Origin of the sequence: Bradyrhizobium sp. (assembly GCF_049519115.1) — a bacterium.
GTDB lineage: Bacteria > Pseudomonadota > Alphaproteobacteria > Rhizobiales > Xanthobacteraceae > Bradyrhizobium.
In genome coordinates this window covers 1-12,616 of the sequence record NZ_JBEKRB010000010.1, presented here as the reverse complement: position 1 = coordinate 12,616, position 12,616 = coordinate 1, and the positions used below count along the sequence as shown (strand labels likewise).

Annotated in this window: 12 protein-coding genes and 2 pseudogenes; 2 read left to right on the top strand and 12 right to left on the bottom strand. The window is 58.9% G+C overall.

The window, feature by feature from the left end; all coding sequences use genetic code 11:
- Positions 1-142: 142 nt before the first annotated feature.
- From ABSE61_RS10615 to ABSE61_RS10570, 10 genes are all read right to left on the bottom strand, one after another.
- On the bottom strand, positions 143-1,660 hold the full coding sequence (locus ABSE61_RS10615) for an MFS transporter (protein ID WP_423871053.1): 1,518 nt from the start codon (positions 1,658-1,660) through the stop codon (positions 143-145).
- Between the two features lie 74 nt (positions 1,661-1,734).
- Positions 1,735-2,775, bottom strand: a complete 1,041-nt coding sequence (locus tag ABSE61_RS10610; RefSeq protein ID WP_423871052.1) for a SphA family protein — start codon at positions 2,773-2,775, stop codon at positions 1,735-1,737.
- Between the two features lie 244 nt (positions 2,776-3,019).
- Positions 3,020-4,012, bottom strand: a complete 993-nt coding sequence (gene cydB / locus ABSE61_RS10605; protein ID WP_423871051.1) for a cytochrome d ubiquinol oxidase subunit II — start codon at positions 4,010-4,012, stop codon at positions 3,020-3,022.
- A gap of 5 nt (positions 4,013-4,017) precedes the next feature.
- Positions 4,018-5,430, bottom strand: coding sequence for a cytochrome ubiquinol oxidase subunit I (locus ABSE61_RS10600; protein WP_423871050.1), 1,413 nt, complete (start codon positions 5,428-5,430; stop codon positions 4,018-4,020).
- Entirely contained in the window at positions 5,427-5,630 is a 204-nt protein-coding gene (locus ABSE61_RS10595) for a hypothetical protein (protein WP_423871049.1), read from the bottom strand. Before ABSE61_RS10595 ends, ABSE61_RS10600 begins: the two co-directional genes overlap by 4 nt.
- A gap of 2 nt (positions 5,631-5,632) precedes the next feature.
- The gene (locus ABSE61_RS10590) at positions 5,633-7,507 is read right to left on the bottom strand and encodes an amidohydrolase (protein ID WP_423871048.1); all 1,875 of its coding nucleotides are present in this window, start codon (positions 7,505-7,507) and stop codon (positions 5,633-5,635) included.
- Entirely contained in the window at positions 7,504-7,794 is a 291-nt protein-coding gene (locus ABSE61_RS10585; protein ID WP_423871047.1) for a XapX domain-containing protein, read from the bottom strand. The genes ABSE61_RS10590 and ABSE61_RS10585 overlap by 4 nt, the downstream gene beginning before the upstream one ends.
- Positions 7,795-7,826: 32 nt before the next feature.
- Positions 7,827-8,480, bottom strand: a complete 654-nt coding sequence (locus ABSE61_RS10580; protein WP_423871046.1) for a hydrolase — start codon at positions 8,478-8,480, stop codon at positions 7,827-7,829.
- 71 nt (positions 8,481-8,551) lie between these two features.
- Positions 8,552-9,181, bottom strand: coding sequence for a hydrolase (locus ABSE61_RS10575; RefSeq protein ID WP_423871045.1), 630 nt, complete (start codon positions 9,179-9,181; stop codon positions 8,552-8,554).
- Positions 9,182-9,875: 694 nt separating this feature from the next.
- Positions 9,876-10,496: a response regulator transcription factor gene (locus ABSE61_RS10570; RefSeq protein WP_423871044.1), complete on the bottom strand. Its 621-nt coding sequence runs from the start codon at positions 10,494-10,496 to the stop codon at positions 9,876-9,878.
- Between the two features lie 226 nt (positions 10,497-10,722).
- On the opposite strand from ABSE61_RS10570, the gene ABSE61_RS10565 reads away from it, so the two are divergent.
- Complete coding sequence (locus tag ABSE61_RS10565) at positions 10,723-11,103, top strand: response regulator transcription factor (RefSeq protein WP_423871042.1); 381 nt, start codon at positions 10,723-10,725, stop codon at positions 11,101-11,103.
- Positions 11,104-11,110: 7 nt separating this feature from the next.
- On the opposite strand, the gene ABSE61_RS10560 is transcribed toward ABSE61_RS10565, so the two are convergent.
- Positions 11,111-11,398 (bottom strand): ATP-binding protein, encoded by a 288-nt coding sequence (locus ABSE61_RS10560; protein ID WP_423871041.1) that lies wholly within the window; start codon positions 11,396-11,398, stop codon positions 11,111-11,113.
- Between the two features lie 266 nt (positions 11,399-11,664).
- Positions 11,665-12,165, bottom strand: a pseudogene (locus tag ABSE61_RS10555) (type IV secretory system conjugative DNA transfer family protein); the annotation flags it as partial.
- Positions 12,166-12,289: 124 nt separating this feature from the next.
- Here ABSE61_RS10555 and ABSE61_RS10550 point away from each other — a divergent pair.
- Positions 12,290-12,379 (top strand): annotated as a pseudogene (locus ABSE61_RS10550) (ParB/RepB/Spo0J family partition protein); the annotation flags it as partial.
- Between the last annotated feature and the right edge of the window lie 237 nt (positions 12,380-12,616).

The following is a 12,616-nucleotide window of genomic DNA, read 5'->3' as shown; positions in this document are numbered from 1 at the left end:
GGCGCCCACAATCAAGGATCGTGGGCTCGGCCGGCCGCTGTGCGGAGGTGCCGCCTTGACCTCCGGCGCCCTGCCCTGTGGGGGAACTGATGGGGACGGTGTCTCTTTGAGGATAGTTTGATCGGTCATACCGGATAGCTCCTCATTTCTTGATCACCGGCGGGGTGGGCGGAATAATCGGGACGAGGCAGAGCGTGATGATCCCGATGACAGCCATAAACAGGAAGGCATCGGCATATGCGAGCGTCGCCGCCTCGCGACCACCGACCTCAGCCAGCAGCTTGGTGGCGATCTGTTGGCTCTTGAGGGTTGAATAGCCTCCCCGAGAAAGGATGACGTCCGAAGCCGTCGTCATCCAATTTTGCACAACCCGGCTCGAGGCCCGCAAGTGATCGAACAGGCGCGCGGAGTGAAGTGTCTCACGACGTTCAACCAGGATCGTGAGCACGGCGACCCCGATCGCAGCACCGAACTGACGGAAGGTCATGTAAAGAGACACGCCGTCGAGAAGGTTACGCTGCTCGATGCGCGCGACGGTTCCGCTGCCGACGGAGGGCAGCAGGGCCGAGACGCAGAGGGCGTAGAGGACCAGCGGAAGGTAGAAGTAGTATGCGGGGGTGTCCGTGGTCAGAAAACGATTGATGAGCAGCATCGAGGCTATCAGGCAGACGAGCGCGCCGCTGATCGTCTTGCGCTGCCCGAAGCGTGCGACGACGCTGACGACCAACGGCCGCACAGCAGCCGCAGTCAGAGCGTAGACCGCCACTACGCGCCCGGTTTGCGTCGCGCTGAGCGGTTCCGAAGTGACGTTGCGCAGGAATTCAGGCAACATGTAGAGGCTGCCGGACAGGATCATTCCCGTCAACACACCGATCAATGCAGACGACAGCACGTACCGGTCGAGCAGCAGTTCAAGCCGAAGTAAGGGCGCGCGGTTGCGCGCGCTGGTCTGCCAGACGCCGAACAGGATCAGCGCAGTCGCACCTAGCCATGCGAGCAACCTAATTCGCGGAGAACCGAACCAGTCATCGATTTGGCCGCGGCTCAGGATGATCTGCAACGACACTAGCGTCACGGCAATCAGAACTATTCCTGGCCAATCCGTTGGGCGCTCTGACCGTTGCACAGGCATATCGGGAAAATATCGGACCAGCAGCCAGATCGCTGCCGCGGCGTAAGCGAGGTTCGGAATGCAGATCAACCGCCAGCTTACCTGATCGGTGATATAGCCACTGAACAGCATCCCGAAGGCACTGGAGAGGTAGAGCATCGTTGAGACACGCATAAGCGCTTCGCTGCGCTGGGGCTTAGGCAACAGCATGTAGACGGTGCCTCGCCACCACACGACAAGGCCTGCGCCCGCGACACCCTGGAACGCGCGCGCTACCAGCATGGTATCGAAGCTGAGGGAAGTGGCGCTGACAACCGACGCGGCGGCGAACAACAGCACGCTACCGATCAGGTAGTTCTTGTGACCGATATGCCCGGCGAGCCAGACACACACCGGCACCCCCAAAAAAAGCGCTGAGGTATAGACCGTGAGGCTCCAGCTTGCTTCGTCGCCGGAAACACCGAAACTGCCGGTAAGATCTGTCAGCACCAGGTTAACGCTGTCGGCGGTATAAAACTCCATACCGGTCGCAAAGCCGAGGCCAAGCAACAGAAGTCGGAGATGGCGCGGAGACAATTCCGGAACCGACCCAGCCGCGGGTGCGATAAATCCCGATGATTGGATCAGTTCAGCCATGACTCTTCCATACCTTCAGGCTCGAATTGGTTGGTTCTTGCAGCCATCGACGCAAGAAATCGACAAGCATGGATACGTTGGGGCCGCTTTGAAATCTTCCTTTCCATTAACAAAGGACACAACATCCGAACAATCCCGCTGAACCCTTCGGGTCTGTTTTCGGTTGCAAATTCTCGATATAGGTTACCGATCAAGGTAACACGCCCATCCGTCCATAATGCACCGGGACCTAGCGCGAAGGCACGTTGCTTCGATCCTGGGATCGGAAGATCGTTGACCTTTGAATCACTCAACTGCTGGAGCATATAGCTGGCAACACCGAGCCGCCAATGTTCGCTAACAGCGTATGACGCGGACAGATCGGTTGCGAACTGGTCACCCGGCTGTACGCTGAGCGCGCCGGAAACTAAGGGCGGACTCGTGTTCGCGCTGCTCCAGTCATAAATCAAGCGACCGCTGATCTCCCAGCGCTGCGTCGTCCGCCAAGTAAACGCATAGTATGGCGAGATCTGCCATACGTCCTGACCAATATTGAGCGATCGCCCCGTTGAATAGCTCCCCGCCGGCACTACGCCTTGTAGACCGATACGCATTGAAAAGTCGCGATCGAACAGATGCAGTCCGGACCATTGCACGAACGGCGCAACCGTAACGTCGCCTGCGCCGCCTTGGGTCATCTGAGGCGCGCCAGCGACCGTAAGATCGATGAATGCGAATGGCAGAAGAACCTCGAAACCTAGATGTCCTCCAAAGACGGGAACGTTGGAAACGTACGCTGTGTGCAAGATCAAGCTATCGCCCGATTGCCCGTTGTTGCCCGGCAGCGGACGCCCGGCGGCATCCGTAACTAAAGCTGCGGAGTAGGCATTGCCTATTATCTCCAACAGAAAGCCTGGACCAGCTTCACCATCTAGGAAGCTCGTGGCTCCTAGATCTACAGGAGGCTGAGGTATCGGCGAAGCCGCCCATGCGGTACGGGCGATCAGCAGTGCCATCAGTGCGCCGGTTGCCGTCCGTATCTTTTGCATAGCGGTACCCGTTCATGAATATTGTCGCCGCCAGGAGCTCATTTCCCGTTAGTTAGACAGTGCCGAACTGTCTGCGCGATCCAAGATCGTCCGTGGCAACCTCCCCTAAGCTCTAACTCCAATTAGCCCGAGTTCATTATGATCGCGTGCAAAACTCCGCGAAGCGAGAAAACCGCAAGCGCCAGAACCGTGACCGACGAGAGATAAAGGGCACTGAACCAAACGAGATGCCGGTGGCGCGAATTCACGATTCCCATCCTTGTTCGGGAGTTTTCCCGCGGAAAACACGATAGGCGAACGCCGAATACGCCAGCACAATTGGCGTAACCACAGCAGCCCCGATCAGCAGGAAAACGTGGCTCAGGCTTGCGGATGCCGCCTGCCAAAGCGTCAGACGGAACGGCACGATGTCTGGGAAGATCGTGACGCCGAGGCCCGCAACTCCAAGAGCAAACAGGACGAGCCCGAGAAGAAACGGTCGAAGTGCCGAAGGTCCACCGATCGCCTGCAAAAGCGCAACTGCGGTGGAAAGAAACAGCAGACAGATGAGTCCGAGCACCACCGGATGGGATGTCCATGCGTCCGAGACGCCGGGCTGGACGTATGAAGCAGCGGCGCAGGTCGCGACCGCCAAGGCGACGAAGACGGGTGTCGTCCGCCGCAGGCAGCGGTCTGCGAAGCCCTGCAAGTTTCGGGTCGCCTTCAAATGCAGCCACCCTCCCCCAAGCACCATGTATCCCGCCAATACCGATACCGCGACGAGAAGGGAAAACGGTTGAAAGACATCGAGGACTCTGCCGCTGAAACGCTCGCCATCGACTGCGACGCCCTGGACGAGGCCGCCAACGATGAAGCCTTGCATCAGCGCCGCGATGATGGAGCCGAAGCCGAATGCGACGTCCCAAGCACGGCGACCGCTCTCGGCCTGATAGCGGAATTCGAAAGAGACGCCACGCAAGCCAAGCGCCAGCAACATCGCGATCAGCGGCAGGTAGAAGGCGGGCAACAAAATGCCATAGGCAATCGGGAAAGCCGCGAGCAGCGCCACCCCGGCCATGATTAGCCAGGTTTCGTTACCGTCCCAGGTCGGCGTGATGGAGTCGACCATCCGGTCGCGCAACTTCTCGTCGGATTGCACGAGCAGCAAGGCGCCGACACCAAGGTCGAATCCGTCCAGCACGACATAAAGTGATAGCGCGAAGGCGGCGAATAGGGCGGAGAGCAGCGGCAAATCCATGGTCATTACTCCGCTGGGACCGGGGTGCTGCCAACCGGAACATTCATCACGCCGGCCTTGAGAGCCTGCTTCAGGGAGCCCGAGGCTTCGGCTTGCGCCGGCGCGTCCTGCGGGCCCCGCCGGATCATGCGGAAGGCAAACAGAACAAATGAGGTTCCAAACAATCCGTAGATACAAACGAAGGCAATTAGGCTCGACAGCAACGCGTTGGCCGGCACCGGTGAGACGGCGTCGATGGTCCGAAGTATTCCATAGATCACCCACGGCTGACGGCCGGTCTCAGCGAGATACCAGCCGCCAAGCGTTGCCAGGACGCCGGATGGAGTCATCACCACCAGAGCACGCAGGAACCAACGCGATGTGAATAGACCTCCCCGCCAGCGCAGCCACAACGAAGCAACGGCGACGCCGAACATGATGATCGCGATACCGTACATCACCCGAAAACCGTAGAACACCCATCCCATCTGCGGCTGACGATCGATCGGTGTGTTCTTCAGTCCCTCGACGCGACCATCAAGGCTGTGGGTCAGCCAGATGCTGCCGAGAACCGGCATGCCGAGCGCGAAGCGGTTGCGTTGATGTTCCTGGTCCGGGACGATGATCCAGTAGTACGGCGCCGGCGATTCCGACTGCTCGTCCCAGAATCCTTCGGCCGCCTGCATCTTGGCCGGCTGGAGCTGCACCATTTTCCCGTACAGGATGTCGCCGAGAAAGACCTGGGTTGCGATCAGAATGGTTGCGAAAGCCGTGCCCATCGACACGGTCCGGCGTCCGAACGCAACGTGCTCCCCGCGCAAAAGGTACCAGGCGCCCACGCCCGCAACGAGAAAGGAGCCGGTGATATAGGCTGCGGTCAGCATGTGTGGCAGGCGATAGAGCCAGGACGGGTTGACGATCACCTTCAGCCAATCGGTCACCACGACATGCCCATCTACGACGGCGATACCGTCGGGCGTTTGCATCCAGCTGTTTGCGGAGAGAATCCAGGATGCCGACAGCAAGGTTCCAAGTGCAACCATGCAAGTGGCGAGGAAGTGCAGCCTTGGCCCGACCCGATGCAAGCCAAACAGCATGATCCCAAGAAAGCCTGCCTCCAGAAAGAACGAGGTCAGAACTTCGAGAGCAATCATCGGGCCGATCGCCGGTCCGGCCATCTGACCAAACCTCGCGAAGGCAAGACCGAACTCGAACGACAACACTATTCCGGTGACGACACCGACGCCGAAGGCCATGGCAAAGATGCCGAGCCAGAAACGATAGATCTGGAGGTAAAGCGCGTCCTTGGTCTTCAGCCACAAGCCCTCGGTGATCGCAAGGAACATCGCGAGCCCGATAGAGATCGTGGGAAAGATGATGTGAAAGCTGACTGTGAAGCCGAACTGGATACGGGCAAGGACGGCTGGATCAAGATTCATGGCCGCGTCCCCTGATCCTGGGGAAGCCGGAAGATGAATACCGCCAGCGCGACGAACAACACCAGGGTCGCGATCGAAGTCGAAAGACCGAATACACCGATAATGGCGAAGAAGGACGCGACGCCGAACAAAGTTGCGATAACCGCTCCGATGGAATGCAAGGCTGGGGTCTGTCCCTCGTTCATTCGTCGCTCAGTCATGATCACACCGCCCAGCACGCGCAACCGAGCGCGCCCCAGAAGCTCTTCAGATCCGCGATCGGCAGCTTGCTCGACCACGCCGTGGCATGATTGTGACCATGAACGTTGCACTGATTAGCGCAGCCGCAACTCACTGCAATTCTTTGGGCCAGAGCAGGTTGGCGCGCCGGCTCTCTCCAAGCACCATACCCGCCGAAAGTGCGCACTGGCGACCAGTCGGGCATCGCAGGAGGCACAACATTTTCGTCGAAGCGGGCAAAATCGCCAACGCCGTAAACGATCTTGCCTCCGACGACCGTAAGAAGCGACGTCGTGTCGGCAATCTCATTCTCGGCGCAGGAGAAGAAATCCCGGTCAGGAACAATCAGGTCCGCCAACTGGCCGGCCTGGATCCGGCCTTTCTTGCCTTCCTCGTTCGAGAACCACGTTACGTTCTCGGTCCACATGCGCAGCGCCGTTTCACGATCGAGGCAATTGCGCTGCGGGTAAAGCTGCATCCCGCCGACGGTTCTGCCGGTGATGAGCCAGGCGAGCGACACCCACGGATTATAGGAGGCAACGCGCGTGGCGTCGGTTCCGGCGGATATCTTGACGCCCTTCGCCAGCATCTTCGCAACCGGCGGTGTCGCCTCGGCCGCGCCGAAGCCGTAGCGCTCGACGAAATATTCACCCTGATAGGCCATGCGGTGCTGCACGGCGATGCCGCCGCCAAGCGCTGCGATGCGGTCGATCGATTGGTCGGAGATGGTTTCAGCGTGATCGAAGAACCAGTGCAGCCCTTCGAGCGGCATATCCTGGTTGACTTTTTCGAAGACGTCGAGTGAGCGCGAGATGGTTTCGTCATAGGTCGCGTGCAGCCGCCACGGCCACTTGTTCTGGACCAAGATCCGGACGACCCCTTCGAGTTCGCCTTCCATCTCATGGGGCATGTCGGGGCGCGGCACCCGGAAATCCTCGAAATCGGCCGCTGAGAACACCAGCATCTCGCCGGCGCCGTTGTGGCGGAAGTAGTCGGTGCCCTGCTTGTATTTCGAGGTCTTGGTCCAGTTCAGGAAGTCGTCCGTCTCGCCCTTCGGCTTCTGGGTAAAGAGGTTATAGGCGAGCCGGATCGTGAGCTGTCCCTCGTCGCTAAGCTTCTGGATGACCGCGTAATCATCCGGATAGTTCTGAAACCCGCCGCCGGCGTCGATCGCACCGGTGACGCCGAGCCGGTTCAGTTCTCGCATGAAGTGCCGGGTCGAATTGACCTGATAGTCGAAAGGCAGCTTCGGCCCCTTGGCCAGCGTCGCGTAGAGGATGTTGGCATTCGGTTTGGCCAGCAGCAGCCCGGTCGGATTCCCGTTGGCGTCGCGCGTGATTTCCCCACCCGGCGGCTCGGGCGTGTCCTTCGTGTAGCCGACCGCGCGCAGCGCCGCGCCGTTCAGCAAAGCGCGGTCGTAGAGATGCAGCAGGAAAACCGGCGTGTCCGGAGCGGCGGCGTTTAACTCGTCGATCGTCGGCAGCCGCTTTTCGGCAAACTGCTGTTCGGTGAAGCCGCCGACCACCCGCACCCATTGCGGCGGAGGCGTGATCGCGACCTGGCGCTTCAGCATGCTCATGGCGTCGCTGAGGGACCATACGCCGTCCCAACGCAGTTCCATATTGAAGTTGAGGCCACCCCGGATGATGTGAAGATGATTGTCGATTAGTCCTGGAAGCACACGCCTGCCTTTGAGATTGATTACCTTGGTCAAGGGGCCGGCTAGCTTCGTCACGTCTTGGTCGGAACCGACGGCCGTGAACACGCCGTCCTTGATTGCGACCGCGCTGGCCGTCGGATTGCTGCGGTCGAGCGTCGTGAAAAGTCCGTGGTGAAGGATTAGATCGGGCGTACTCATGAACGCTTCTCCTCTGCGGTAACCATCATCTCGGCGGTGTCCGCCTCCGCCTGCCGACCTGGAAGCAGGCCAAAAATATGCGGTGCACACTGTGCCTGCCGCCATGCAGCGGCGATGCCGCTGCCTGCCATGAGCTGCTTGCCCACCGGGATAATCTGCTCGCCGATTAGGATGCCGAGCAAGCCAACAAGCGCGACCAGCGGTGGCGCCGGCGAGCGGATATTCAGTACGCTGTAGATGATCCCAACCAGAATTCCGGCGCCGGCCGATAACAGATAGATTTTCATCGTTGATCTCTCGTTTGGGAAGGTAACGAGTGCTATTCCGCCGCCCTGGCTCCGCCTTCTGAGGCATGTTCGCCCAGCGCCCATTTCGAGAAGCGGATCTGGATGCCGTAGGGCGAATGGGCCCGCAGGATGTCCATGACGCCTTCGTACGTTTCCGAGCGCGCCCAGTCCTGCTGCAGCTCGAAGACATATTGGGCCGAGGTGATGGGAACCGCGCCTGCCTGGACCGCGCGGTCCATAGATCGGTTGTGGGCTTCCATCGACAGGTCGCCGCAGGCGTCAGCGGGGATGTAGATTTCGAAGCCCTCTTTCAGCATGTCGAGGGTGGGGAACATCACGCAGGCCTCGGTCCATAATCCCGCAATGACGAATTTCTTGCGCCCAGTCGCGGCAACTGCCTTGCGGAAACCAGCGTCGAGCCAGGAATTCATCGAGGTACGGTCGATGACGTCGTACTTGGGAAACAGCGAAGTCACCTCCGGCATAAAGGGGCCCGAAAAGGAATCCTTGGCCACCGTGGTCAGCACCGTCGGGATCTTGAATAGTTTTGCCGCCTTGGCGAGAATCTGGATGTTGTTGAAGACGACGAGACGGTCGTGCGACTGCACGCCTTGATACATCGCGGGCTGATAATCGATGAGGGCAATGGCGCTGTTTTGCGGTGTGAGCATTTCGAGCTTGGACATTGCTTCGGTCTCCGTTGGTTGGGTAGTTCGCTTCGCTTTCGTCTAGGCTGTGCGGCCGTTAACCACGATCGTCAGGCCGGGTGAATCATGTCTCTTGAATATGCGAGGCCGATGCCGTAGCCGCCGCCATTCGATTCAACGATGGCCCTGGCGCTGGTGTAGGTTTCCTTCCTGGTCCAGTCGCGCTGGAACTCGAGCAGCACCTGGATCCAGCTTGTCATTGTCGCACCGCCCGCCTCCATGCGGCGCAGCGCCAGGTCGTGGCTGGTAGGCGTGACACCGCCGCACGCATCGGCGACCACAAGAACCTCGAAACCACTCGCCATTGCTGAAAGAGCACCGAAGGTAACGCAGGCTTCCGTCACAAGGCCGGAGATCAAAAGTCTTTTCCGCCCCATGGCCTCGATCGCGGCACGTACGTGATCGTCCTCCCAGACATTCATGCTGCGTCTTTCGATCGGAGCCACGTCAGGAACGGCGGCCTGAACTGCCGGCATCATCGGACCGCTGTAGACCTTGCTTGCCGAGGTCGATGCGACGACGGAAAGCCCGAATACCCGAGCCGTTCGAGCCAATGCGACGGCATTGTTCAGAAGGACCTGCCGGTCTTCGGATCCGACCCCGAATGCAAGTCCGGCCTGAAGATCGACCAGCACAAGCGCGCAGTCTTCCGGACGCATGAGGGAAAGATTAGAAGGCATTTGGCACCTGGCACCTATCTCGCTTGTCCAACGACCGGGACGACGGACATGCGCAGCCGCGCGATATTGGTCGGTTCACCTGCAAACCTATCCCTCCAACGGGTCGCAAATCTTGTCCTTTTGTCTCTCACCTTGAATGACTGGCGCACCTGTCTAGGTCGGATCATCTGATACGCGCCTCTCAAACCGGCCACCGAAGGAAGGCGCCACGTTGAAGGTCCAAATTCGATGACATGTGTACAAGACCAGGACGATCGCTCAGGCAAACGTGCGCTCGAAGGAGGATTCTGACGCTGTCATTTAAAGTCTCGGCTCGAGACGACGATATTGTGTCAAGCGTTCGGAAGGTGCGATCGATTCTGATGCGTGCATTTTATCCTCGCGTGCGTGGAGGACGGCAATTCCCCTACAAATCCGGTAAGACGCATTTTGACGGTTTGGCACGCCGCCGTCGATTGCCCGGTGGTAGTGTGAGGTTCGCTTGTGGTTGCCCGTGCTAAGCTATCGCTTAGGAACGACCCGGGCGTGAGATTTCTAAACTCGTGCTTCTGCATCCGTTGGCCAGATGCGCACGCAATGCACGACGATCAGCCTCGCAGCTGATGCGGCAAATGGCAATTTGCTCGCAAGGACACTGCCTTCGCACGAAAACGCTTGAGGCTCTAGCCTTAGGCCGACTTAGGAGTTCTGCGGGCTACTGTGGTCTCACGTTGAGGGTGTCCGCCATCCGGCTGAGCTCGGGAAGCGAACGGGCCTTCATCTTCCGCATCACGTGGGTGCGATGCACCTTCACCGTGGACGCAGTGATGCCGATATCGTTGGCGATCTGTTTATTGAGGCGACCCGCCACGACATGGAGCATGATCTCACGCTCGCGGGAGCTGAGCGAGTCGAAACGCTCCCTGAGCATAGCTAATGCCCGTTCACACTCCTGTCGGGCACGGTCACGTACGAGGCCGGCCTCGATAGCTTCAAGAAGATCCTGATCACGGAAAGGCTTTGTGAGGAACTCGATCGCACCGCCCTTCATTGCTTGCACGGTCATCGGCACATCGGCATGCGCCGTAATGAAGATGATCGGCACTTGCCTGTCCATAGCAGCAAGGTCGCGCTGAAGCTCAAGGCCGCTTCGGCCCGGCATTCTCACATCAAGCACCAGGCAAGTGGGGCCCCCCGGCGGATCAGACTTGAGAAAATCGGAGACGCACGAAAATTGCCGGGTCTCCAGGCGAACCGTCCGCAAGAGACGCGCAACCGAGTCCCGAAAGTCGGGATCGTCGTCGATCACCAAGACACTGGGATTTGCGTCACCCATCCCCGGCATCCCAAGGACCATCTTCCCGCTATGGCTCTTATACTACGCACAATTCGTCGAATTGAACAGCATCTGTTCCTTAAGAATAGCCAAAAGGCCTAAGCCATCGCTTAGGGGCGCCGATATTGCATTTGCTGGGGGGATACACTGACATTACAACTTGCATGCAGCGTGAGATATCGCGCTGCCGCCGGTATGGTTGAGCGAAGAGGCTGCACGGAAGCCAATGTTGCCCCTTACCCTTGTATCCATCGTCGACGATAATGAGCCCTTTCGGGAATCACTGCGAACGCTCGTGGTATCGTTTGGCTACACTGTCGAAGCGTTTCCGTCAGCAACCGATTTCCTGGCATCGCGTCTCTTGCCTGAAACCGTCTGCCTGGTAGCCGACGTTCAGATGCCCGGAATGACCGGAGTCGAGCTGCATAGGCATTTGGTCGATACAGGGCACGCGATTCCGACGATCCTTGTGACTGCATATCCCGATGAAGTCGTCAGGGATCAGGCCCTAAAGGACGGAGTCGTTTGCTACCTCAGCAAGCCATTAGACGACGACGATCTCGAACGATGCCTGCGTTCGGCTTTGCAGCCCGGCACGTCGATTTGAAGACAACTCAAGGGTCCTTCTGGGCCGCGGGCAGGATGAACTGAAATACGGCTCCCCGAGGCTCGTTGGCACACATCCACAACCGGCCCCCATGACCGTTGATGATGGTCTGGCAAATCGCAAGCCCCATCCCAATTCCGCTGGTCTTGGTCGTGTAGAAGGGCTCGAAAAGCCGACCGCAGACGCCTTCACTCAGACGAACCGTCACTTTGCGACGCGCAGCGGCTTTGCGGTTGCGCGACGGTCGAACGTCAACGCGATCGATTTGCGCATCCAGTTCGGCGAGCTGTTGCATGTCTCTGATGTCCCCCAATGCCCCACGATTGAGACCGCCGCTTCGCGATACAATTGATGAGGTGCCCCAATCTGATGGAAGTTACAGAAAGGACAGGCCGAGCTTGGCTTCAACAGAGCAGAACGCTCGACCATGCTCTGGCGTAGAAAAAGAAAGGAGATGCGGAATCGTGCTGACCGGCAAAATAGACATCAGCAAAGGGAAGGTCTGTTTGGCGGACTGCCAGCAAAAAGGGCCAAAGCCCGAAGAAAGATCGCTTCTCATAATAGGTGAGTATGACAATTGTCGAGGATGGCGTGATTTGCCCCATAGGCGCGTTCGAGCTGATTCAGGCTTTGTGTGATTAGGAAGCTGCGAATGCCGTAGCCCGCCATAAATGCAAGCTGGCTCTCGAAGAAGTCTAGGCGCCCGAGCGCCGCGAACTCATCGAGCATCAGCAGTAGTTTTTGCCGGCGCCGATCGGTATCCAGGCTCTCGGTCAGTCGACGTCCAATCTGATTGAGCACGAGGCGCATCAATGGCTTGGTGCGAGCGATGTCGGAGGGTGGTACTACCAGATACAGGGATATTGGTTGAGCGCCATCGACCAGATCACGAATGCGCCAGTCGCTCCGTCCCGTCACCTTGGCAACCACGGGGTCTCGGTAGAGCCCCAGAAAACTCATTGTGGTCGACAGCACGCCCGAACGCTCGTTCTCGCTTTTGTTCAGCAGTTCGCGCGCCGCCGAGGCCACCACCGGATGAACCCGCTCGCCGAGGTGCGGGGTTTCCGCCCAGACTCCAGCCTTCGTGTTCCCGGCGTCGCCCTCCAGAGGAAGAGGGCGGCGCTCGGCTTCGTGACGGGTCAAGAGGTCCAGAGAGAGGCTCTGGATCGCCCGTCGCGGAGAAAGTTTGATGTCGAAATCTGTTCAGAAGATCACGCTCAGCCAGTCTCGTGACATTCCGTTCAACAAACTGGTGCTGAGCCAGTCCAATGAACGTGGAAACAACAGTAACCCTCTAGTGTGCCCCTGCGGCGAACATCGGCGAGCGCCCTAAACGTGCTTGAACTGCCGTCTATTTCCTCTCCTGCTACGATCCTCGACGTTGTCTGAGCTTGAACGTGGAGCCATCGTCGCCGTGGCGAATGACCTCATAATCCTTGTGCGTCTCGTAGCCGAGGCATTCGAGCAACGGGGTGACGAATTTTTGTTCGACAAAGGATTCACCTTTGTCGGT

Bases quoted from the DNA above. Each gene is read 5' to 3' on its own strand.
- ABSE61_RS10610 (WP_423871052.1), bottom strand. From the start codon at position 2,775: ATGCAAAAGATACGGACGGCAACCGGCGCACTGATGGCACTGCTGATC.
- cydB (WP_423871051.1), bottom strand. From the start codon at position 4,012: ATGGATTTGCCGCTGCTCTCCGCCCTATTCGCCGCCTTCGCGCTATCA.
- ABSE61_RS10600 (WP_423871050.1), bottom strand. From the start codon at position 5,430: ATGAATCTTGATCCAGCCGTCCTTGCCCGTATCCAGTTCGGCTTCACA.
- ABSE61_RS10595 (WP_423871049.1), bottom strand. From the start codon at position 5,630: ATGACTGAGCGACGAATGAACGAGGGACAGACCCCAGCCTTGCATTCC.
- ABSE61_RS10590 (WP_423871048.1), bottom strand. From the start codon at position 7,507: ATGAGTACGCCCGATCTAATCCTTCACCACGGACTTTTCACGACGCTC.
- ABSE61_RS10585 (WP_423871047.1), bottom strand. From the start codon at position 7,794: ATGAAAATCTATCTGTTATCGGCCGGCGCCGGAATTCTGGTTGGGATC.
- ABSE61_RS10580 (WP_423871046.1), bottom strand. From the start codon at position 8,480: ATGTCCAAGCTCGAAATGCTCACACCGCAAAACAGCGCCATTGCCCTC.
- ABSE61_RS10575 (WP_423871045.1), bottom strand. From the start codon at position 9,181: ATGCCTTCTAATCTTTCCCTCATGCGTCCGGAAGACTGCGCGCTTGTG.
- ABSE61_RS10570 (WP_423871044.1), bottom strand. From the start codon at position 10,496: ATGGGTGACGCAAATCCCAGTGTCTTGGTGATCGACGACGATCCCGAC.
- ABSE61_RS10565 (WP_423871042.1), top strand. From the start codon at position 10,723: ATGTTGCCCCTTACCCTTGTATCCATCGTCGACGATAATGAGCCCTTT.
- ABSE61_RS10560 (WP_423871041.1), bottom strand. From the start codon at position 11,398: ATGCAACAGCTCGCCGAACTGGATGCGCAAATCGATCGCGTTGACGTT.